The sequence below is a fragment of the Lutimaribacter saemankumensis genome (assembly GCF_900100005.1).
Classification (GTDB): domain Bacteria; phylum Pseudomonadota; class Alphaproteobacteria; order Rhodobacterales; family Rhodobacteraceae; genus Lutimaribacter; species Lutimaribacter saemankumensis.
Genome location: NZ_FNEB01000006.1, coordinates 22,302 through 43,936, shown reverse-complemented (window position 1 = coordinate 43,936; position 21,635 = coordinate 22,302). Strand labels below are relative to the sequence as shown.

Annotated in this window: 19 protein-coding genes; 8 read left to right on the top strand and 11 right to left on the bottom strand. The window is 63.4% G+C overall.

Going from position 1 to position 21,635, the window contains the following annotated elements; genetic code table 11:
• Nucleotides 1–34: 34 nt before the first annotated feature.
• The 9 genes from purH to BLT50_RS11925 all read right to left on the bottom strand — a co-directional run bounded on the left by purH (nucleotide 35) and on the right by BLT50_RS11925 (nucleotide 10,656).
• On the bottom strand, nucleotides 35–1,627 hold the full coding sequence (gene purH / locus BLT50_RS11965) for a bifunctional phosphoribosylaminoimidazolecarboxamide formyltransferase/IMP cyclohydrolase (RefSeq protein ID WP_090028937.1): 1,593 nt from the start codon (nucleotides 1,625–1,627) through the stop codon (nucleotides 35–37).
• 16 nt (nucleotides 1,628–1,643) lie between these two features.
• On the bottom strand, nucleotides 1,644–3,380 hold the full coding sequence (locus BLT50_RS11960) for a heparinase II/III family protein (RefSeq protein ID WP_090028936.1): 1,737 nt from the start codon (nucleotides 3,378–3,380) through the stop codon (nucleotides 1,644–1,646).
• A gap of 95 nt (nucleotides 3,381–3,475) precedes the next feature.
• Entirely contained in the window at nucleotides 3,476–5,503 is a 2,028-nt protein-coding gene (locus tag BLT50_RS11955) for an NADPH-dependent 2,4-dienoyl-CoA reductase (protein WP_090028935.1), read from the bottom strand.
• A 69-nt stretch (nucleotides 5,504–5,572) separates the two neighbouring features.
• On the bottom strand, nucleotides 5,573–5,866 hold the full coding sequence (locus BLT50_RS11950) for a hypothetical protein (RefSeq protein ID WP_090028934.1): 294 nt from the start codon (nucleotides 5,864–5,866) through the stop codon (nucleotides 5,573–5,575).
• A 55-nt stretch (nucleotides 5,867–5,921) separates the two neighbouring features.
• Entirely contained in the window at nucleotides 5,922–6,299 is a 378-nt protein-coding gene (locus BLT50_RS11945; RefSeq protein WP_090028933.1) for a hypothetical protein, read from the bottom strand.
• 13 nt (nucleotides 6,300–6,312) lie between these two features.
• Nucleotides 6,313–7,077, bottom strand: a complete 765-nt coding sequence (locus tag BLT50_RS11940) for a DUF6478 family protein (RefSeq protein ID WP_090028932.1) — start codon at nucleotides 7,075–7,077, stop codon at nucleotides 6,313–6,315.
• Nucleotides 7,078–7,136: 59 nt separating this feature from the next.
• Complete coding sequence (locus BLT50_RS11935; protein ID WP_139170526.1) at nucleotides 7,137–7,841, bottom strand: hypothetical protein; 705 nt, start codon at nucleotides 7,839–7,841, stop codon at nucleotides 7,137–7,139.
• A complete protein-coding gene (gene ilvD, locus BLT50_RS11930; protein ID WP_090028930.1) occupies nucleotides 7,822–9,579 on the bottom strand; it encodes a dihydroxy-acid dehydratase in 1,758 nt (585 codons plus the stop codon). The genes BLT50_RS11935 and ilvD overlap by 20 nt, the downstream gene beginning before the upstream one ends.
• Nucleotides 9,580–9,660: 81 nt before the next feature.
• Nucleotides 9,661–10,656, bottom strand: coding sequence for a zinc transporter ZntB (locus tag BLT50_RS11925; protein WP_090028929.1), 996 nt, complete (start codon nucleotides 10,654–10,656; stop codon nucleotides 9,661–9,663).
• Nucleotides 10,657–10,829: 173 nt separating this feature from the next.
• Here BLT50_RS11925 and BLT50_RS11920 point away from each other — a divergent pair, with 173 nt between their 5' ends.
• From BLT50_RS11920 to BLT50_RS11900, 5 genes are all read left to right on the top strand, one after another.
• On the top strand, nucleotides 10,830–11,720 hold the full coding sequence (locus tag BLT50_RS11920; RefSeq protein WP_090028928.1) for a CPBP family intramembrane glutamic endopeptidase: 891 nt from the start codon (nucleotides 10,830–10,832) through the stop codon (nucleotides 11,718–11,720).
• A 56-nt stretch (nucleotides 11,721–11,776) separates the two neighbouring features.
• Nucleotides 11,777–12,673, top strand: coding sequence for a CPBP family intramembrane glutamic endopeptidase (locus BLT50_RS11915; RefSeq protein WP_090028927.1), 897 nt, complete (start codon nucleotides 11,777–11,779; stop codon nucleotides 12,671–12,673).
• A gap of 58 nt (nucleotides 12,674–12,731) precedes the next feature.
• Complete coding sequence (gene accD / locus BLT50_RS11910; RefSeq protein WP_090028926.1) at nucleotides 12,732–13,685, top strand: acetyl-CoA carboxylase, carboxyltransferase subunit beta; 954 nt, start codon at nucleotides 12,732–12,734, stop codon at nucleotides 13,683–13,685.
• Nucleotides 13,686–13,758: 73 nt separating this feature from the next.
• Nucleotides 13,759–14,064 (top strand): monooxygenase, encoded by a 306-nt coding sequence (locus BLT50_RS11905; RefSeq protein WP_090028925.1) that lies wholly within the window; start codon nucleotides 13,759–13,761, stop codon nucleotides 14,062–14,064.
• Nucleotides 14,065–14,085: 21 nt separating this feature from the next.
• Nucleotides 14,086–15,363, top strand: coding sequence for a bifunctional folylpolyglutamate synthase/dihydrofolate synthase (locus BLT50_RS11900; RefSeq protein ID WP_090028924.1), 1,278 nt, complete (start codon nucleotides 14,086–14,088; stop codon nucleotides 15,361–15,363).
• 332 nt (nucleotides 15,364–15,695) lie between these two features.
• Here BLT50_RS11900 and BLT50_RS11895 read toward each other — a convergent pair whose 3' ends face one another.
• The gene (locus BLT50_RS11895; protein ID WP_090028923.1) at nucleotides 15,696–16,172 is read right to left on the bottom strand and encodes a lytic transglycosylase domain-containing protein; all 477 of its coding nucleotides are present in this window, start codon (nucleotides 16,170–16,172) and stop codon (nucleotides 15,696–15,698) included.
• Between the two features lie 121 nt (nucleotides 16,173–16,293).
• The gene (gene zapE, locus BLT50_RS11890) at nucleotides 16,294–17,355 is read right to left on the bottom strand and encodes a cell division protein ZapE (protein WP_090028922.1); all 1,062 of its coding nucleotides are present in this window, start codon (nucleotides 17,353–17,355) and stop codon (nucleotides 16,294–16,296) included.
• Between the two features lie 114 nt (nucleotides 17,356–17,469).
• Here zapE and BLT50_RS11885 point away from each other — a divergent pair, with 114 nt between their 5' ends.
• From BLT50_RS11885 to BLT50_RS11875, 3 genes are all read left to right on the top strand, one after another.
• Nucleotides 17,470–18,855 carry a cytochrome ubiquinol oxidase subunit I gene (locus tag BLT50_RS11885; RefSeq protein WP_090028921.1) on the top strand — a complete coding sequence of 462 codons (1,386 nt, stop codon included), beginning with the start codon at nucleotides 17,470–17,472 and terminating at the stop codon, nucleotides 18,853–18,855.
• Between the two features lie 4 nt (nucleotides 18,856–18,859).
• Nucleotides 18,860–19,870, top strand: coding sequence for a cytochrome d ubiquinol oxidase subunit II (locus BLT50_RS11880; RefSeq protein ID WP_090028920.1), 1,011 nt, complete (start codon nucleotides 18,860–18,862; stop codon nucleotides 19,868–19,870).
• 84 nt (nucleotides 19,871–19,954) lie between these two features.
• Entirely contained in the window at nucleotides 19,955–21,628 is a 1,674-nt protein-coding gene (locus BLT50_RS11875; RefSeq protein ID WP_090028919.1) for a bifunctional protein tyrosine phosphatase family protein/NAD(P)/FAD-dependent oxidoreductase, read from the top strand.
• The last annotated feature ends 7 nt before the right edge of the window (nucleotides 21,629–21,635 follow it).

Here is a 21,635-nt window from a genome sequence, read left to right as displayed (position 1 = left end):
GCGCTTGGCGTGTTGTGGGCAAGCGCCCCGGCGGTCAGTGCCGGAAATGACGCATCCCCGTGAATACCATGGCCAGCCCGGCCTCGTCCGCGGCGGCGATAACCTCGTCATCACGCATCGAACCGCCGGGCTGAATGATCGCCGTCGCACCGGCCTCGGCCGCGGCCAGCAAACCGTCCGCAAACGGGAAGAACGCGTCGGACGCCACGACGGACCCTTTGGCCGGCGTGTCGGGCAGGCCCAGTTCGCCGGCCATCCGGCGCGCTTTCAGCGCGGCGATGGTCGAGCTGTCCACCCGGCTCATCTGGCCGGCGCCCACACCCACGGTCGCGCCATCCTTGACGTAGACGATGGCGTTGGATTTGACATGTTTGGCGACTTTCCACGCGAACAGCAGATCGGCCAGTTCCTGATCGCTCGGCGCGCGCCTGGTCACGACTTTCAGATCGTCCGCTCCGATGCGGCCGTTGTCCTTGTCCTGCACCAGCATTCCGCCCGAAACCTGCTTGTAGGCCATGCCGCCCGCAGCCGGGTTGGCAAGGCCCGGCGTGATCAGAAGACGCAGGTTCTTCTTGGCCGCGAAGATGTCGCGCGCGCCCTGGTCCGCGCCGGGGGCAATCACCACCTCGGTGAAAATCTTGGCGATCTCTTCGGCGGTTTCGGCATCGAGAATGTTGTTCAGCGCGATGATCCCGCCAAACGCGCTGGTCCTGTCGCAATCAAAGGCACGCATATACGCTTCCTTGAGCGAGGTGCCACGGGCCACGCCACAGGGATTGGCGTGCTTGATGATCGCACAGGCCGGGCCGTCCGCAGGCAGGAATTCACTGACCAGTTCGAACGCGGCATCGGTATCGTTGATGTTGTTGTAGGACAGCTCCTTGCCCTGCAACTGTTGGGCCGTTGCCACACCGGGGCGCGCACTGCCATCCGTGTAAAACGCGGCTTTCTGGTGCGGGTTTTCCCCATAGCGCAGCGTTTGCGCCAGCTTGCCCGCCACAACACGGCGGCGCGGAGCGGCATCCCCGATCGCATCCGCCATCCAGCTGCTGACAGCGGCGTCATAAGCGCCCGTGCGCGCATAAGCCGTCTGCGCCAACCGCTGCCGGAACGCATACGAGGTCTGGCCGTCATTAGCGTCCAGCTCGGCCAGCAGCGGGGCGTAATCCTCGACATCCACGACGACGTTGACGAAACGGTGGTTCTTGGCCGCGGCGCGGATCATCGCTGGGCCGCCGATATCGATATTCTCGATACAGGTGTCATAGTCGGCACCCTTCGCCACGGTTTCTTCGAACGGATAGAGATTGACCACCAGCAGGTCGATCTCCTTGATCCCGTGCGCGGTGGCGGCGGCCATGTGGGCGTCGTTGTCGCGCAGGGCCAGAAGGCCGCCATGCACCACCGGGTGCAGCGTCTTGACCCGGCCGTCCATCATTTCGGGAAAGCCCGTCACCTCGGACACGTCCTTGACCGCAAGGCCAGCGTCGCGCATCGCCTTGGCCGTGCCGCCCGTCGACAGCAATTCGACACCGCGCGCCGCCAGTGCCTGCGCGAGCTCGATCAGCCCGGTCTTGTCGGATACGGAAAGCAGCGCGCGGCGGATGGGGTGCAGATCGGTCGTCATGGGGTAAGGCTCCGGTTCATTCGGTCAAATCCAACTCGTCCCGGTGCGTGTCACGAATGCTGATGGGCGTGTCCTGCGCCTTGGCCAGCGACCACCGGATGCGGGTCGCATAGTCGATTGCGCGGGCGGATAAAACGATTTGTTTGGTCGCACGTGGCCGCAAACGGCCTTTTTCAAGGTAAACGCTCGCCTCGAGCTGCATTTCGGCGTTGCCATCGTGGCGAAACACCCAAAGTTCACCGCTCTTGAGCGCAAGGCTGATCGCCGCGCCGCCCATGTCGAGCGTTGCATCGACCTCGGGGTGCAGGTGAAACCGGATATCAAAAGGGATTCCCTGCAGTTGCGCGGCATCGAGCGCCTTGTCGAACTGATCCCGTCCTGGCGCATCCAGGGCGATCAGCAAATCCTCGCCCGCCATGCCACGGCCATCGAAAGTCAGCTCCAGCGTTCGGGCATGGGTCAAGCCGTGTGTGCGCACGTAGCCGTCATGCCCGCCCTGGAACATCATGCCGTCGGATTCCTGCCCGATCTCGATCGGCACATGACCCGGCGCGTCGGTCAGCCAGTCACCCCGCTGCCCGCCCGTGCCGAGCCGCGCGCTGGAATAGCCCGAGATCGACAGGGTCGAATGGCTGGCCGTTGCGCGCCCGGCGCGCCGCCATTCCTGCCCGAAACTGGCGCCAGAGCCGCAATTCACCACCACCGGCCTGCGCCCCGAGGTCAGCTCGAACGCAAGGGTCGACGCATGCGCCGACCGCGATGCAGCGCCCTTTGGCGGTGGCGCAGCATCTATGATCACGCTGGTGCGGCCCGCACTGAGCCGGGCAAACCCCATCGACAACCCATCGGGCGCACGGCTTTTGACACCCGAGGCCGCAAGCGCCGCATCCAGCCGCCCGTCAAGGCCACGCCCCCCGCCATGAAACCGTGCCAGCCCGCCATCTGCATGGCGCAACGTGCGCAAGGTGGGTGCGATCCGGTCGATCGCCGCGCGCAGTTCCGGCTGCACCGGGCGGTCGCTTTCGGCCAGGGCGGCCGCCGCCCAGGTCAGAAGGGTAAATACCTCGAGCAGCTCTTCGGGGTTTCGGGTCGGGATGCCACCCTGCTCGTTCACCTGCCTGCGGCATTCGCGTTCCAGCGCGCGCGTCGCGGGGGTGACGTGCTTTTCCATCCCTTCCAGCGACAAGCCGGCATAGATCAATCCCGTCAGCGCCTCGAATCGCGGCAGGCCCGGCGTCGTCGCCGGCCAGCGCCGGGCCAGGAATATCGTCTGCTGCGCAAGCGAGCGGTAGAACGCCTCGGAGGCGTCCCTTTCCTGACCGCGCAAAACGAATATCGCATGGTGAATCCAGCGGATCACCCGGCGGCCCGTCAGGTCGGGCGTCCAGCCCGGCCCCTGGCCCGCGCCGAAGCTGTCGATCCATTGCCACAACCAGGACTGCGCCCGTGCGCGCGCGGACGCATCACCCACCGCCGCCAGATCATCGAGCCAGGTGAAACCGTGCAGTTCTTCGTCGAAAGCGTCCCCTGGCGACTGGATATCCCAGATGCCGTTCTGGCCACCCTCGATCAGGAAACCCGCGAAAAGATAGTTGCCCGCGACAAGCTGACGGCCCTTGGCAAAACTGCCCACGGTGCGCGGTTCGGGTTGGCTGACGAATCCCGTGGCCGGACGCGCAAGCGTACTGAGCCGCGCATGTACGCGGTGCATCCAACGCGTCCACCGCGCCGAGAAACCGTCGGGATGTGCCATCGCTCTGCCTCTTTGTCCGCTCTTTTGGCGGTTGAGGTGAGTTTACCCTGCGCAGGCCGGCTTGTCACCGCTGGAGTTCGCCGGTGTTTATCCCGCTAAAGCGCGGCGGCCAGGCGCGTACCCTGATCGATGGCGCGCTTGGCATCCAGTTCCGCGGCAAGATCGGCCCCGCCAATGATATGGCAGCTCACGCCCTCGGCCTCGAGCGCATCGGCCAGGCTGCGCTCGGACAGCTGACCGGCACACAGAACGACCGTGTCCGCCGGGATGACGCGCGGGTTCTCGCGCGCTTCGCCAAAGCTGATGTGCAGGCCCGCATCATCGATTCTTTCGTAGTTCACGCCGCCCAGCATCTCGACATTCTTCATCTTCAGCGCAGCGCGGTGAATCCAGCCGGTCGTCTTGCCCAAGCCCTTGCCAAGCGCCTTTGCCTTGCGCTGCATCAGCGTGACGTGGCGCGCAGGTGCATGGGGTTGCGGGCCTTCCGGCGCGAGGCCGCCACGGGCCTGCGCGGGATCGGTCACGCCCCATTCGCGCATCCATTCCGGCAGGTTCTCGGTCGGGCTGTCCCCCTCGTGGACAAGATACTCGGCCACGTCGAAGCCGATGCCACCGGCGCCGATGATCGCCACGTTCTTGCCCACCGGCGCCTTGCCGGCCAGCACGTCGATATAAGACAGCACGTTGTCACGATCCTGCCCGGGAATGCCCGGATCGCGCGGCACCACGCCAGTTGCGATGATGACCTCATCGAATCCTTTCAGGTCATCCACACCGGCCACCTGCCCGAGTTTCAGGGTGATGCCCGCGTCGTTGACCATGGTCGAGAACCAATCGACAAGACCGTGGAACTCTTCCTTGCCGGGTATGACCCGCGCCATGTTCAGCTGACCGCCAAGGCGGTCGGATTTGTCGAACACCGTCACCTTGTGCCCCCGCTCGGCAGCCGTCAGTGCGGCGGACAACCCCGCTGGCCCCGCGCCGACCACCGCAACGCTCTTGGCCGTGGCCGCCGGCGCTATGGTGATTTCAGTCTCGTAGCAGGCGCGCGGATTGACCAGGCAGGACGAAATCTTGCCCGAGAACGTGTGATCGAGGCACGCCTGGTTGCAGGCGATGCAGGGCGCGATTGTGTCGGCGCGTCCAGCCATCGCCTTGCGTACGAAATGCGCGTCGGCCAGCATCGGGCGGGCCATGCTGACCATGTCGGCGCAGCCGTCTGCCAGCACCTGTTCGGCGACGTCCGGCGTATTGATGCGGTTCGAGGTGATGACCGGGATCGACACATGTCCCATCAGCTTTTTCGTGACCCAGGCAAAGGCCGCGCGCGGCACGCTGGTGGCGATGGTGGGAATCCGTGCCTCGTGCCAGCCGATACCAGTGTTGATGATCGTGGCGCCCGCCTTTTCGATTTCCTTGGCCAATTGCACCACCTCCTCGAAGGTGGAGCCATTCGGGACAAGGTCGATCATCGACAGGCGATAGATGATGATGAAATCGTCGCCCGCTTTTTCGCGCGCCCGTTTCACCGCCTCGATCGCCACGCGCATCCGGTTTTCGTAACTGCCGCCCCAGTCGTCGGTCCGCTTGTTCGTGTGCGTCACAAGGAACTGGTTGATGAAATACCCTTCGGACCCCATCACCTCGACCCCGTCATATCCCGCCTCGCGGGCGCGGGCGGCGGCGGTCGCGATATCGTTGAGCTGTTTCTGAATGCCTTCCTCGTCCAGCTCTTTCGGCGGAAAGGGCGAGATCGGCGACTTGATCGCACTGGCCGACACGCATTCCGGCCCATAGGCATAGCGCCCCGCATGCAAGATTTGCATCGCGATCTTGCCGCCCGCGTCATGCACCCTGTCGGTTACAATCCGATGGTTGGCGATGTCCTCGGGTGTGAACAGACCCGCAGCGCCGGGAAAAACACCGCCCTCTCGGTTCGGTGCCATGCCGCCCGTCACCATCAGCCCGACCTCGCCGCGCGCGCGTTCGGCATAGAACTCGGCCACGCGGTTCCAGTCCTTCGTTTCCTCCAGCCCGGTATGCATCGAGCCCATGAGGACGCGGTTCTTCAGCGTGGTGAATCCAAGATCGAGCGGCGACAGAAGATGCGGATAAGACGTCATTGGCGGAACCTCCCTGGCTGGCGCGCAGACTGGCGCAAGCGGGCGGCAGTTGTCACGCGCAACGCCGCGTCAGCCTGAATTGTCGACGATACAGGGCGTTTCGAAATATTCGAATGTCGGGCGCGATCCGTACAACTTTTCCGCCCGGTCGCACCATTCCTCGTTATGCGCGGCCTGCGCTGCGGCCTTGTCCGGCCACAGATACACGCCGCCGCCCTGGCGGGTTTCCTCGTCGAAGAGATAGTATTTGCGCACCAGTTTCTCGTTCGCCTGCCAGGCGGGCATGGTCGTTTCGAACCGGCGGATGACTTCGTCACGGTCGATACCGGGCGCGATGGTGAAACGGACGATTTCGGTGATCATGGGCCCCTCCGTTGGTTGCCGTCAGGGTAACGGCACCGCCGGGCAAGGCAAGCCGTCACATCGTTTCGACGCAATGCCGGCGGAAGGCCCGCTTGAGCATGTCCAGCTCGGCCCGCAATAGATCCATCTCGGCGCGAATGTCGTCGCCCAGCGCATCCCCGGCCAGTACGGCAAAACTGGCCAGCTTTTCGCCGGTATCCGGGTCCGAGATCAAAAAGGTCTGCACACCATCCGACAGAAGACGGGCCGGGATCGGCACACGCACGACCCAATGCGCCTGCGCGCGGTCCTCGACCACCTCGATGCCGTCAAGTGGCTGATCCAGATGCGTCACGCGGATCGACGGCTGGCTTTTTCCGCCATCCGCCATGGTCAGGACGCCCTCCCACACACCTTCGAAAAGGCGGGTCTTGGTCAGGTTCATGGTGCTCATCGCATCGCTCCTGTTACAGTTCGGCGCGGGGCCGGCGGCTGAATGTCAGATCCCGAACCGTCACCTGATTCATCTCCGGCCCTTCGAAAATCAGGTCGAGCCAGGCGCGCTCCACCCTTTTCTCGTTCAGCTTGGTATAGGCGAGATCGAACTCGACCATCACCTCTTCTTCGTGCAGCGGCAGCTCGCGCACGATCTGTTCGGTGTTGGGGCCATGCTTGATGTTCAGCCGGGCAAAAATCTCAAGCGGCTTTTCCATCTCGACGATGGTGTCCATGCGGATCAGGTGGCGTCGTTTCAAACCGTCGATCGCGTCGGGCGGCAGCGACACGACCAGGGAAAGATACGAGCCGTCAAAGCGGAAGACATCCATGCGCAGCCCGTAAGGCGCAAGGTCGGCCTCGCGCTGGTTGCGCAACTGCCGCAGTGTCAGTTCTGAGAATTCACAGTCATGAAACAGCGTCACCTCGTCGCCAAGCTGCGACTTGTTGGCCGCCGACGCGATACCGGGAACCGGCAGCGGTCCGCGCCATATCTCGGGGCGCCAGGACCAGTCGGCATTCGCGGGCTTGCGAAAGGTGGTCGAGCCGATAAGCGGCAAGGCCAGCCGGTTCTCGGCCTTGTAGATCAACTGATCCAGGTGATAGCGCAGACGCCGGGCGCGGCCGCGCTGCACACGCAACAGCGACAGCTTTTCCGTGTCGGCCGCGCGGGCCGCCTGGGCCCACCGGCGCAAGGCCGCGCGGTACATGATGGTTCTTATCAGCCGTCCTGCCATTCCTGCCCCGTCGTTTCACTTTTGGAAACTGTATGAATAGAACTCATAAATAAACAGCCTCAAGGAAACAAATTACCGAAAAGCGTTCGCAAGCCCGATTCTGGCACAGCCTCCCCGGTGTCGTCTCGTGTTTCCTGCGGCACGGTGCGCTCAGCCGCCAGAAACGGGCTGTTTTCGCGGATCGCTTCGGCGGTTGCGACAAGCAGGCGTTCTCCAACTCGGCCGGCAATATCGCTGCCCGCCGCGCCATAGATCGCAAGACCGACCAGCCGGTCATTGACGACCATCGCCCCGCGCCAGTGGCGCGTGTCGCCCCGATCCCCCGGCAAGGCGCCCGCCCCTTGCACCTGAACGACGATCAGCCCGTCGCCATTCGCCTCGCTCAGGGCGACACCGCTTCCCAGCGCCTCGGCAAGACGGGCCGCTTCGGGTTGTTCGCGCCCCTGCCGCGGCGACGTCACCGACACGGTGATAACCGCGGGTTCCGGGCCGGATCCGGCCCGGCGTCCTGTCAGAGATTCGCAGCTTGCGATCAGTGCAAAGCTGCCGCCAGGCCGGTCGGTGATACTGGATTTGTCCAGGCAATAGCCATCGGGCGGAACGACCACGACGGCCCCGCCCGCAAGCGCGGCCTTGCGCACCACAGGCACACCGGACCCGCCGCCAGTCTGGGCTATGCATCCCGAAAGCAAAACACTCGCACAGATCACAAGGGCGGGGCGCAGACCGCCCCGCCGCAGGATCTTAAAGATCCATGTAGACATGCGCCTCGGCCTCGGCGCCCGGATGGGTGACCGCGCCCTTGTAGGTTTCGCCGACAAGCTGCGCGTATTTCCACAACGCACCCGAGGTGTAGATCGTCTTGCGCGGACCGGCCCAATCGGCCTTGCGCTTTTCCATCTCTTCGTCGGACAGGTCGACCGACAATTCGCCGTTGATTGCGTCGATTGTGATGACATCGCCATTCTGGATCAGCGCGATCGGTCCGCCATGCGCGGCCTCGGGGCCGACATGGCCCACGCAGAACCCGCGCGTCGCGCCCGAGAAACGCCCATCGGTGATCAGCGCAACCTTCTTGCCCATGCCCTGGCCAGACAAAGCGGCGGTGGTGGCCAGCATCTCGCGCATGCCCGGTCCGCCGGCAGGGCCTTCGTTGCGGATGACGATCACTTCGCCTTCCTTGTATTCGCGGTTCTTGACCGCGGCGAACGCGTCCTCTTCGCATTCGAAGACGCGGGCCGGACCGACGAAACGCTGATGCTGCGCGTCGATCCCGGCAACCTTCACGATCGCACCCTGCGGCGCGAGGTTGCCCTTGAGCCCCACGACGCCGCCGGTCTTGGTGATCGGCTGCTCGATCGGATAGATCACGCGGCCATCGGCCTCGCGTTCGATCAGGTCCAGTTCCTCGCCGATCGTGCGGCCGGTGGCGGTCATGCAATCCTGGTGGATCAGGCCGGCCTTGCGCAGTTCCTTCATCACAACGGGGATGCCGCCGGCATCGTAAAGATCCTTGGCGACGAACTGGCCGCCCGGCTTGAGATCGACGAAATAGGGCGTGTCGCGGAAAATCTCGCAAACATCATCCAGGTAGAACTCGATCCCCGCTTCGTGCGCGATGGCAGGAAGGTGCAGGCCCGCATTGGTCGACCCGCCGGTGCAGGCGACGACGCGCGCGGCGTTTTCCAGGCTCTCGCGGGTGACGATATCACGGGCGCGGATGTTCTTTTCCAGCAGGTTCATCACCGCGCGACCCGAAGCCTCGGCATACTGATCGCGGCTTTCATAGGGTGCCGGCATACCCGAGCTGTTCATCAGCGCCAGACCGATCGCCTCGGAGACACATGCCATCGTGTTTGCGGTGAACTGACCGCCGCAGGCACCGGCCGACGGGCAGGCCACGCGTTCGAGCATGTCGAGCGCCTTGTCCGAAAGCTCGTGATTCTGGTGACGGCCGACCGCTTCGAACATGTCCTGAACGGTCAGGTCACGTGTGCGGAAATCCTCGGGGATCTCGTCGACCTGAGGCGCCTTGCCCGGCAGGATCGACCCGCCATAGATGAACACGCTGGGCACATTCAGGCGCACCATCGCCATCATCATCCCCGGCAGCGACTTGTCGCATCCGGCCAGCCCAACGATCGCGTCATAGCAGTGCCCGCGCATCGTCAGTTCGACCGTGTCGGCAATCGCCTCGCGCGAAGCAAGCGAGCTGCGCATCCCTTCATGCCCCATGGCGATACCATCGGTCACGGTGATCGTGGTGAATTCGCGCGGGGTGCCATGGGCCTCTTTCACGCCGCCCTTGACCGCCTGGGCCTGACGGCTGAGCGCGATGTTACAGGGCGCCGCCTCGTTCCAGCAGGTGGCCACGCCGACCAACGGCTGATGGATTTCGGTCTCGGTCATGCCCATCGCGTAATAATACGAGCGATGCGGCGCGCGCTCGGGCCCTTCCGTCACATAGCGGCTTGGCAGCTTGGACTTGTCGAATTTCGTCATGGCGTCCTCCCGGGAAAGAATGTTGCGTTCAGGGAATAATGAACGCCCCGAAAAGGCACAAGGCGAATTGCACGGCCGGGCCTAGCCGCGAAAGCCCATCCAGCGGAAAACACCCCACAATCCGACGCCGATGGCCGCCATCAATGCGGTGACGATCCAGAACGCCGCCGGCAGGTCGGCACCGGGCACGCCGCCCACGTTCATTCCCAGCATCCCCGACAGCAGGCCAAGTGGCAGGAATATCGCCGCGACCACGGACAGCAGCAGCATCTGGCGGTTCATCACTTCCGACCGCCTGTCCATGATCTGGTCCTGCACCACTTGCGCACGGTCCCTTATGGCATCCAGTTCCTCTCCGAGGCGCGAAACCCGCTCTGCTGCTTCGCGCAGGCGCATGCGTTCGGTATGGGCCAGCCAGGGCAGATCCTCGATTTCCAAAGTGGTCAGCGCATCGCGCTGCGGCACCAGGTATCGGCGCAGCATGATCGCCTGGCGGCGCGTGTCCGACAGACGGCGCCTCATATGGACACCTTCGCCGGTATCCAGTTCAGTTTCCAGATCGTCCACGACCTCGTTCAGCGCGGCAACAGCAGGCTCGGCCCTGTCGGCCAGCCGAAGGGCCAGCTTGGTCACGAAATCCCCTGGCGTCAGCGCCCCCTGCCCGCGCTCTCCGGCCGCGATAAGATCGCCGACCGCGTAGAGTGGGCGCATCCAGACACCGACCACGCGGTGTTCCTCCAACCACAGCCGGACCGAGATCATGTCTTCCGGGTCGGCACCGGGATTGAGGTTCACGCCCCGCAACACCAGAACCACGCCATTGCCATGCACCGTGCAGCGGGGGCGGGTTTCCTGCGCCGTGAGTGCGTGGATCACCACCTCGTCGATACCTAGCGCCAAGAGGCGGCCATGCGTGGCCGGTGCATCGCGGCGCAGATGAACCCAGTCGAATCCGCTTGCGGGCGTGCGCTCCGCCGGTTGGTCGAGCCTTTGCATGCCGCCCGACCCGTCAAAACGCAGAACCAGCATTTCGGGAAGGTCGGGCGGGCTGTCGGTGAAAGGGGAATCGTTCGTCATGGGCACAGTTTGCGCGGCGCAACGGCAGTTGTCACAAGCTTTCGTACCGGTCCGGATCGTGTACGGCTTGACCATCGAACAGGACGGGATATGCAAAGGATCAAGAAAGCTCCTCAAGGGTCGCAGGCGGCATTGCCGCGGCGCCCTCCCGACACGCGAAGGCCGGCTGACACGTGAAACTGCCCGCACAATATGCGCCGCTGTCGGCCTATGCCGCACCGGCGCGCGACCGGTCCGAACTTTGGCGGCTTGGCGCGGGGATCGGGCTGATCGTGATGCTGGCCCTGACGATGGCCACCGCCTTCGGTGCGCTGATGGGGGCGGTGCTGCCGCCGGCGATCTATGCCGCCTATGTTGAACTCACATCCGCCGGGCCTGGCGAAATCCTGTTCCTGCTGTTCGGCTTCTCCTTTTTCCTGATACCGACACTGGTGTGCGTCGACATCCTGCACGGACGCCAGCCGCTGACCTTGTTGGGCCGTCCGATGCTGGCCTTGTGGCAGGCGCGGCGGGTGGCCGGGGCGCTGATCCTGCTCTATCTGGTGCTTTGGGTGCTGCCGCCATGGGATGGAAGCGGCCTGCAACCGGGGCTCGATACAAGGGTATGGATCGCCCTGATGCCGCTGGGGCTGCTGGCCGTGCTGGTGCAGGTTTCCACCGAAGAGGTGATCTTTCGCGGCTACATCCTGCAACAACTGGCCGCGCGCTATACGCATCCCGCAATCTGGATGGTCGCGCCTTCGGTCCTTTTCGGCGCGCTGCACCATGACCCTGCGCTTGGCGGCAACTCGATCTGGCTGATGGCGTCCGCGACACTGTTCGGGATCGCGGCGAGCGACCTGACAGCCCGCAGCGGATCGTTGGGGCCAGCCATCGCCCTGCACCTGGTGAACAACGCCAGCGCGTTCCTGTTGATTGCAGGCCAGGAAGAACTGGGCGATCTCGCGCTCTGGATCTGGCCGGTCGACATGACCGACCCCGCGCAGATGCGCGGCATCATGATGATCGATACCGGCGTGCTTCTATGTGGATGGCTCGCCGCGCGTGTGGCGCTGCGTCGCTAGCGCAGGGACAAGCCATAAGCTAAGTCTTGGCAGGCCGAGACCGGCCGGGACAGGACATGAGCTATCAGCCGCACCGCAATTTCGCCGCCCCCGCGCGGCCAACCGCGCAAATGCCGCGCCTTGTCATCGGCGTTGCGCTGATCGAGGCGTTCAACAGCGGGCTGCGCTGGCTGTTCGACGCGTTGTTGCAGTGGTTGCCGGGCATCAGCGCACAGGCGGTTTGGTATGGCAGCACGCGCGGCGGACTGCTGGTGCAACTGGGCAGCTTCGGGTTCCTGGCCCTTGGCGTCATCCTGGCCGCGCGTCGACTGCACCATCGCGGACTAATCAGCCTCACTGGTCCCTTGCGGCCTTTCTGGCACGATTTGCGCCTGGCGCTGATTGCCGTCGCGGCCCTGTTCCTGATGATCGAAATGTTGCCGCCCTATTGGGATATTTCAGCCGCAAGCCATGTGCGCAGCGTGCCGTTATGGTTGCTGACACTGCCGCTGGCCTTGTTGGCGCTGGCCATTCAAACCGGCGCGGAGGAGCTGTTTTATCGCGGATACATCCAGCAACAGATCGCCGCGCGCTATGATCGCGCACTGATCTGGATGCTGGTCCCGAACATCATGTTCGCCCTCGCCCACTGGGAGCCCGGGGACTTCTCGACCTCCGGGCTTCAATACATGATCTGGGCGTTTTTCTTCGGCCTTGCCGCATCGGACCTGACTGCGCGGACGGGCAACCTTGGGGCGGCGCTGGGGTTCCACCTTGCCAACAACGCCTATGCCTTCCTTTTCTTCGCCGAATTCGCGGCGCCGGATTCCGGCCTGGCGCTGCTTTTGTTCCCACAAGGCAGCCTGAGCGGCGATCTTGTCCCCACGGGCCCGATCCTGTCCGGGCCATTCCTGACCGAGCTTGCCGGCGTCGGGCTGATGTGGCTGGCCGCACGGGTGGCGCTAAGGCGTTGATTGCATTTCGCCGCGCCGGGGCTTATTTCAGGCCAAAGCCGCAACGGGACACGCCTGAATGAACTGGATCACCAACTACGTCCGCCCCCGCATCAACTCGATCTTCTCGCGCCGCGAAGTGCCCGAGAATCTTTGGTCGAAATGCGATGAATGCGGAACGATGCTGTTCCACCGCGAACTCAGCGACAACCTGAATGTCTGCACCAATTGCGGGCATCACATGGCGATCACTCCGCGCGAGCGGTTCCGGTCCCTGTTCGACGGCGGCATCTTTTCCGAGGTTTCCGTTCCCGAACCGCTGGCCGACCCTCTGCAATTCCGCGACCAGAAAAAATACCCTGACCGCATGAAGGCCGCCCAGAAACAGACCGGCGAAAAAGAGGCGATGCTGGTCGCCACGGGCGAAATCGGCCGCACCCCGATCGTGGCGGCGGCGCAGGATTTCAGCTTCATGGCCGGGTCGATGGGCATGTATGTCGGCAACGCCATCATCGCCGCCGCGCAAGAGGCGGTAAAGCTCAAGCGCCCGCTGATCCTGTTCTCGGCCGCCGGCGGGGCGCGCATGCAGGAAGGCATCCTGAGCCTGATGCAAATGCCGCGCACCACCGTTGCCGTCCAGATGCTGAAAGAGGCGGGCCTGCCCTATATCGTCGTGCTGACCCATCCGACCACGGGCGGCGTCACCGCGTCCTACGCGATGCTGGGCGATGTGCATATCGCGGAACCGAATGCGTTGATCTGTTTCGCCGGTCCCCGCGTGATCGAACAGACGATCCGCGAAAAGCTGCCCGAAGGGTTCCAGCGCGCCGAGTACCTGCTGGATCACGGCATGCTGGATCGCGTGACCGCACGCACCGAGATGCGGGACGAGCTGATCACCATTACCCGCATGCTGATGAACCAGCCGCCAGCGATCAAGGGCGACCTGCCCGCGCCCGAACCGCAAGGCGAAGACGCGGCACCCGCCGAAAAGGCGGCCTCCACCCCCGCCGCTGACGCGAAGAAGGGCTGAAACGCCGCGAATCCGCTTGGTCGCCTGCGTCCGGCGCGATAACATCGCGGCAATTCATAGAAGGCGCCAAAGCATGAGCCATACCCTGCTGCAAATCGACTTTCCGATGTCCGGCCCCTGGGGCGACGAGATGACCGCCGCCTTCGGCGATCTGGCTCATGACATCGCCGGCGAGGCGGGTCTGGTCTGGAAGGTCTGGACGGAAAACGCCGAAACCGGTCGCGGTGGTGGCATCTATGTCTTCGAAACCACGGAAGCGGCGCAGGCGTATCTTGAAAAGCACAGCAAGCGGCTCGAAGGGTTCGGCATCACCGGAATCGAAGCCAAGCTGTTCCAAGTAAATCACGATCTTTCGGCGATCACCCGCGCCTCTCTCTGACCGCACGGACCTACTGCTGACATGACACAGCGATCCGACGCCATCCTTGAACGGATGATGGCGCTGCACCCCAAGATCATCGACCTGACGCTTGACCGGGTCTGGCAACTGCTGGACGCGCTCGGCAACCCGCAGAACGATCTGCCGCCGGTGATCCATATCGCCGGAACCAACGGCAAGGGCAGCACACAGGCCATGATCCGGGCCGGCCTTGAAAGCGCAGGCAAACGCGTGCACGCCTACACGTCACCGCACCTTGCGCGGTTTCATGAACGCATACGCATTGCCGGCGAACTTATCTCCGAAACCGCGTTGTCGGATGTTCTGGACGAATGCTACGCCGCGAACGGCGACACGCCGATCACCTATTTCGAAATCACGACCTGCGCGGCGATCCTTGCGATGGCACGAACACCGGCAGACTACACCCTTCTCGAAGTCGGCCTGGGTGGGCGGCTGGACGCAACGAACGTGATCGACAAACCCGAGCTTACGATAATCACGCCCGTGTCCATGGACCACGAAAGCTATCTGGGCGACACGTTGGCCAAGATCGCAGGCGAAAAGGCAGGCATCATCAAACCGGGTGTGCCCGTGGTCGTAGGCCCGCAGGAAGACGCGGCCCTGGAGGTGATCGAGGCCCGGGCCGAAAGGCTTGGCGCCCCCGTTCTTGCATATGGCCAGCACTGGCATGTGGGGCTGGAACACGGGCGGATGTTTTTCCAGGACGACGTCGGCCTGCTCGACCTGCCGCTGCCCAACCTGCCTGGCGCGCACCAGGTCCAGAATGCCGGTGCCGCGATTGCCGCGCTCAGGTTTCTGGGCTTTGACGACATGGCCGCCGAAGCAGCGGTGACCAACGCGTTCTGGCCCGCGCGCATGCAACGACTGACCGGAGGCCCCCTGCCCGCCTTGGCACCGAAGGCCGAACTCTGGCTAGATGGCGGGCACAATCCTGCAGCGGGGCAAGCCCTCGCCGCGCATCTCGGAACGCTGCCGGAACGGCCGACATACCTGATCTGCGGAATGCTGAACACGAAGGATGTCACCGGCTATCTTGCACCTCTGGCGCAGGTTGCCGATGGCTTGCTGGCGGTTTCGATCCCGGGCGAGGCGAATACCCTGACCGCTGAACAAACCGCCGAAGCCGCCACGCAAGTGGGCCTGCGCGCCGAAAAGGCACCGGGTGTGAAAGAGGCCCTTTCCCGTATCGACGCCCATACACCGCAAGCGCGCATTCTGATTTGCGGGTCTCTCTATCTGGCAGGCGCCGTCTTGCGCCTTGGTGCCAATCAATAGAAAGCGTCGAGACCGTCAGCCCAGCGGAAAAAAGTTTCGAGTCAATTCAACCCCTTCACTTTCTGCACCGGTGCCGAGAAGCCACACGATATTGACCGATTCGCAGCGGCTCGCCTATATCTTGGCAGGGGCGTGGGCCGCCGTTCAGCCGGTTATCGAACGGCAGCCATTTTGGGGAACTTCGAACATGCGGCAAAGGTCTGAAAGTGATGCTGTGACGCAGACGACGGCAAGGCCGTGTCGCGCCCGGCGCACCCCTTCACAGTTCTGACAGCTTTCGACGGCAGGTGGGAAAGAGGGGCCGAACCAACGGCCCCCTTTCTTTTTGACGATCAGCTCCGCAGACCTGTCTCGCGCAGCATTCCCCGCCGCTTGGCTTCGTAGTAGTAGCCACGGGCATACCACATCACCGCGCGATCCTGGTCGCCATCCGATACCAGCCACGCGCCACGCAGGTATTTGACCGCGTATTTCAGGTTGGTTTCCGCATCCAGCAAATCCTCGGGGGCACCACGAAATCCCATTGTGCGGGCCGTTTGAGGGAGGATCTGCATCAACCCGTAATAGGGACCATTGCGCGCTTGGGGACGATGCCGGCTTTCGCGCACGATCACCCGCTGCACCAGTTCGACCGGTACGTCGTAAAAGTTCGCATACTTGACGATCAATGCACGCAACTGTGGCGTTTCGTTTGGATAAAGCGGCGCGTTATAGCGCGGCTGGCCGGCCCGCATCCTTTCGCGGCGCCGTTCCGGGCGGCCACACCCTGCAAGTGCCACACATCCCAAGACAAAGAAACGTCTGTCCATACTGACCTCCCGATCCTCACTGATGGCGGATTAGCACGTTCAGCACAGGTCGACAGAAAAACCGCGCGGTATCGGCGCAAAACCGCGCGGTTTTCGGCGGTTCAATCACCCCGGTCCGAACTCATGGATTGCCACCCCAGTCCTCGGCCTGCATTTCGCGCAGCCGGCTGGCGGTGCGTTCGAATTCGAAAACCCCTTCGCCTTCGAGATAGAGCATTTCCGGCTCAGCCGCCGCCGAACAGATCAGCCGCACCTTGGCTTCGTATAGCGCGTCGATCAGCGTCACGAACCGCTTGGCTTCGTTGAAGTTCGACCGCCCGAGCGTCGGGATGTTCTCAAGGATCAGAACCCGCGTCACTTCGGCCAGGGCAAGGTAATCCGCCGCGCCCAGCATCCGGCCGCACAGGTCATGAAACGACGCCCGCGCAACCCCGTTGTGATAGAGTGGGATTTCGACCTTGCGCCCCTTCACCACAAGAACCAGCGCCTCTTCCCCGCCATCGGTCAGGTCGTCCCAGATCGACGCGATGGCCCGCCGCGCATCGGCATTCGCAGGGGTGAAATAGACCTTTTCGCCCTGCAACCTGTCCTGCCGGTAATCGCGCGGGCTGGTCAGTTCGTGGATTTCCATCTGATCCTTCAGAAGGTCGATGAACGGCAGGAATATCTGGCGGTTCAACCCGTTCTTGTAGAGATCGTCGGGAATGCGGTTCGACGTTGTCACCACCACCACCCCGGCATCGAACAGCTTTTCGAAAAGCCGCCCCACGATCATCGCATCCGCGATATCGGTGATCTGCATCTCGTCAAAGGCCAAAAGCCGCACCTCGTCCGACACGGCCTTGGCCACCGGCTCGATCGCGTCCTCCACATTGGATTTGCGCGCCTCGTGCAGGGCGTTCTGGATTTCCTGCATGAAGGCGTGGAAATGAACGCGCCGCTTGGGGGCATTCACCATGCTGACAAACAGGTCCATCAGCATGGATTTGCCGCGGCCGACGCCCCCCCACAGATACAAGCCCTTGGGCGGCTCGGGCTTTTTCGCGAACCAGCCGCGCTTCACGGGCTGTTCCAACGCGTGGTGGATGCGTTCGAATTCAGGCAGCGCGGCCTCTTGCGCGGGATCGGCATGAAGCTCGCCCGCCTGCACAAGTTCGGCATATCTGTCCTGAATACGCGTCATGCCCCCGCATAGCGCGCCGGACCGCCCAAGAAAAGGGCATCTGCGCCCTGCCGTCGCAGCCCGGTTAAAACCTGCATGGCAAAACTATCTTATGCGTCAGAAACGGAGGGTTTGATGGACGCACTGCTTTTGTCGCGTATTCAGTTTGGCGCGAACATATCGTTTCACATCCTTTTCCCGACCATCACCATCGCGTTGGGTTGGGTGCTGCTGTTTTTCCGTCTGCGCTTCAACCGCACGGGCGACGAAGCCTGGCTTGAAGCCTATCGGTTCTGGGTCAAGGTTTTCGCGCTCAGCTTTGCGATGGGTGTTGTTTCGGGCATCACGATGTCGTTCCAGTTCGGCACCAACTGGCCCGGATTCATGGAAACGGTCGGCAACATCGCCGGGCCTCTGCTGGCCTACGAGGTTCTGACGGCATTCTTCCTCGAAGCGGTGTTCCTGGGCATCATGCTGTTCGGCATGTCGCGCGTGCCCGGATGGCTGCATACGCTTTCGACCTTTCTCGTGGCATTCGGAACGACGATGTCGGCCTTCTGGATTCTCGTCCTGAACAGCTGGATGCACACGCCTGCCGGCTTCGAGATGCGCGACGGCGTTGCCCATGCGACCGACTGGATGGCCATCATCTTCAACCCCTCGATGCCCTACAGGCTGGCTCACATGCTGCTGGCCAGCGGGCTGACCGTCGCCTTCCTTATCGCCGGGATCAGCGCGTTCCGCTCGCTTCTTGGCGACAGGACGGCCGGCATACGCCGCACGCTGCGCACCGGTATCATGATGGGCGCGGTGCTTATCCCCGTGCAGATTCTGGCCGGCGACATGCACGGGCTGAACACGCTGGAACACCAGCCGCAAAAGGTGGCCGCGATGGAAGGCAACTGGGACACCCGCGGCAACGTCCCGTTGCTGCTGTTCGCAATCCCCGACGAAGCAGCGCGCGAGAACCGCTTGGAAATCGGTATCCCCAACGGCGCGTCGCTCATCCTCAAGCACCATGCCGATGGCGTCGTCCCCGGCCTGAACGATTTCGTGGCCGCGGATGGCACCGTCACGCACCCGCCGGTTGCTCCGGTTTTCTTCAGTTTCCGCATCATGGTTGGCACCGGCATGGCGATGCTTCTGCTTAGCTGGGCGGCTGTCGCACTGATGTGGCGGCGCGGCGGGGTGGACGGCCTGCCGAAACCCCTATTGCTGGCAATGGTTCCGATGGCCTTTTCCGGCTGGGTCGCAACGCTGGCGGGCTGGTACACGACCGAGATCGGTCGCCAGCCGTGGCTGGTGCAGGGCGTGCTGACGACCGAGGCCGCCGTGGCCGACGTGCCCGCACCGATGGTCGCGACATCGCTCGGCGCCTACCTTGCGGTCTATGCCGCGCTGCTGGCCGCCTATGTCGGTGTGCTGTTCTACCTCGCGCGCAGGGCAGCCAAGGGAGAGCCGCCCGAAGCCCACATCCCGCAATCGGGCGAAGCCATCGCAATCGAAACCCCGGCGGAGTGACCCCATGACCCTTTTCGGAGACCCCGCAACCTGGCTGCCGCTGACCTTCGCAACCCTTATGGGCCTGTCCATCCTGATCTATGTCGTTCTCGACGGGTTCGACCTGGGTGTCGGGGTGTTGTTTCCGCTTGCCGAAGATGCGGAAAAAGATCGCATGATCGCCAGTATCGGCCCGTTCTGGGACGCGAATGAAACCTGGCTTGTCTTGGCGATCGGGCTGTTGCTGGTCGCATTTCCCGTTGCCCATGGGACGATCCTGACCGCGCTCTATCTGCCTGTGTCGGTGATGCTGATCGGCCTGATCCTGCGCGGCGTGGCCTTCGAATTTCGCGTCAAGGCGCCGACCCGCTGGAAAAAGCCGTGGAACCGCGCGTTTTTCGCCGGTTCGCTGATGACCGCGCTGGCGCAGGGCTACATGCTGGGCATCTACATCATGGGGCTGCAGATCACGCCGATGACCGTTGGTTTCGGCGCGTTGACGGCGGTTTTCCTGACGGTCGCCTACAGCTTTATCGGGGCGGCCTGGCTGATCCTGAAAACCGAAGACCTGCTGCAGGCCAAGGCCGTGCGATGGGCGCGGGGCGGTATTTTCGGCGTGATACTGGGGTTGGGGGCGGTGTCGCTTGCCTCGCCGCTGGTCAGCCCCCGGATCTTCGAAAAGTGGTTTTCGGTGCCCGAGATTTTCCTGCTTGCGCCCCTGCCGCTGTTTTCGGTCGCTTTGATCGCGGTCTTGTGGGCCGTGCTGCGTCGGCTGCCCACGCGGGACGACAGCTTTGCCTGGGTGCCTTTCGTGGCCGCGGTGTCGCTGTTCGTGCTGGGGTTCTTCGGCATGGCCTACAGTTTCTACCCCTATGTCGTGCCCGAACAGTTGACGATCTACGAGGCCGCCAGCGCCCCCGAGAGCCTGTTCATCATCCTGATCGGAACGGTTTTCGTCCTGCCCATGATTCTGGGGTACACTGTGCTGGCCTACACCGTGTTCCGGGGCAAGGCGGTGACGCTCAGCTACGACTGACGCTGTGACAGTGTGGCACCTGACGCATTCGGCAGATGGAATGTAAAAAGCCTCACAACGATTCCCAGCCGTGCGGAGGCAAGAATGGATATCAAGAAGATCACCGACGAAGTCAGCGTCGCGCCCCAGCTTTTGCCCGAAGAGATGGCCGAGGTCGCGGCCCAGGGGTTCCGCGCGATCATCTGCAACCGTCCCGACGGCGAGGCCGCCGACCAGCCCACCTTTGAAGAGGTCGAGGCGGCCGCAAAGGCCGCGGGCCTGCAGACACGGTTCCTGCCGATCGTTTCCGGCAAGGTCCGCGACGAGGACGCCGAGGATTTCGGCCGCGCGCTGATCGAACTGCCCGGTCCGGTGCTTGCCTATTGCCGGACAGGCACGCGCTCGGCCACGCTGTGGTCGCTGTCGCAGGCCAAGCATCGCGAGCCTGCGGCGATCCTCGCTGCGACGAAGGCCGCGGGATACGACATGGCCGGCGTAGTGCGGCGCATCGTGAATGGCGGCAAGACGCCCACGGATACGGGCGACGCGAAATTCGACGTTGTGATCGTGGGCGGCGGGGCGGCAGGCATCGCCGTTGCCGCCAGCATCAAGGAACGCAAACCGGGGCTGAGCATCGCAATCCTCGACCCGGCCGACATCCACTATTACCAACCCGGCTGGACGATGGTCGGCGCGGGCGTCTTCGACGCGAAAACGACGGCGCGGACCATGGGCAGCCTGATCCCCAACGGCGTTCACTGGATCAAATCGGCCGTTGCCGCGTTCGAACCGAAGGACAACGCCGTCATTCTGGATGGATGCCGCGTGGTGAAATACGACCGCCTTGTCGTGTGTCCGGGGCTCAAGCTCGATTGGCACGCGGTTGAAGGGCTGGTCGAAACGCTGGGCAAGAACGGCGTCACGTCGAACTACCGCTATGACCTTGCGCCCTATACCTGGGAACTGGTCAAGGGCCTGCGCGAAGGCCGCGCGCTGTTCACCCAGCCCCCCATGCCAATCAAATGCGCAGGCGCACCGCAAAAGGCGATGTACCTGTCGGCGGACCACTGGTTCCGCACCAACCGCCTGAAGGACATCGACGTCCAGTTCATGAATGCGGGCGGCGTGCTTTTCGGGGTCAAGGACTACGTCCCGGCCCTTATGGAATACGTCAGGAAATATGACGCCACGCTGAATTTCTGGAACAACCTGATCGCGGTCGACGGTGCAGCCAAAAAGGCCACTTTCCGGGTGTCGGAACCCGACAAGGACGCGCGCGATGTAACGGTCGAGTTCGACATGATGCATGTCTGCCCGCCGCAGACAGCGCCCGATTTCATCCGCGTTTCACCGCTGGCCGATGCAGCCGGTTGGGTGGATGTCGATCAGAACACCCTGCGCCACAAGGAATACGAAAACATCTGGAGCCTTGGCGACGTGATGAACGCACCCAACGCCAAGACCGCAGCAGCCGCGCGCATGCAGGCGCCGATCGTTGCGGAAAACCTGGTTGCCGACATTCGCGGCGGCGCCCCGCGGGCAATGTACAACGGCTATGGCTCATGTCCACTGACAGTGGAAAAGGGCAAGATCGTCCTGGCCGAGTTCGGGTATGGCGGCGCGCTGATGCCCAGCTTTCCGAAATGGATCATCGACGGCACCAAACCCACGCGCGCAGCCTGGATCCTGAAAGAACAGATCCTGCCACCGGTCTATTGGAAGGCGATGCTGCGCGGCAAGGAATGGCTGGCGAAACCCGAAAAGGTGACTGCCGGTTAAGGGCCGG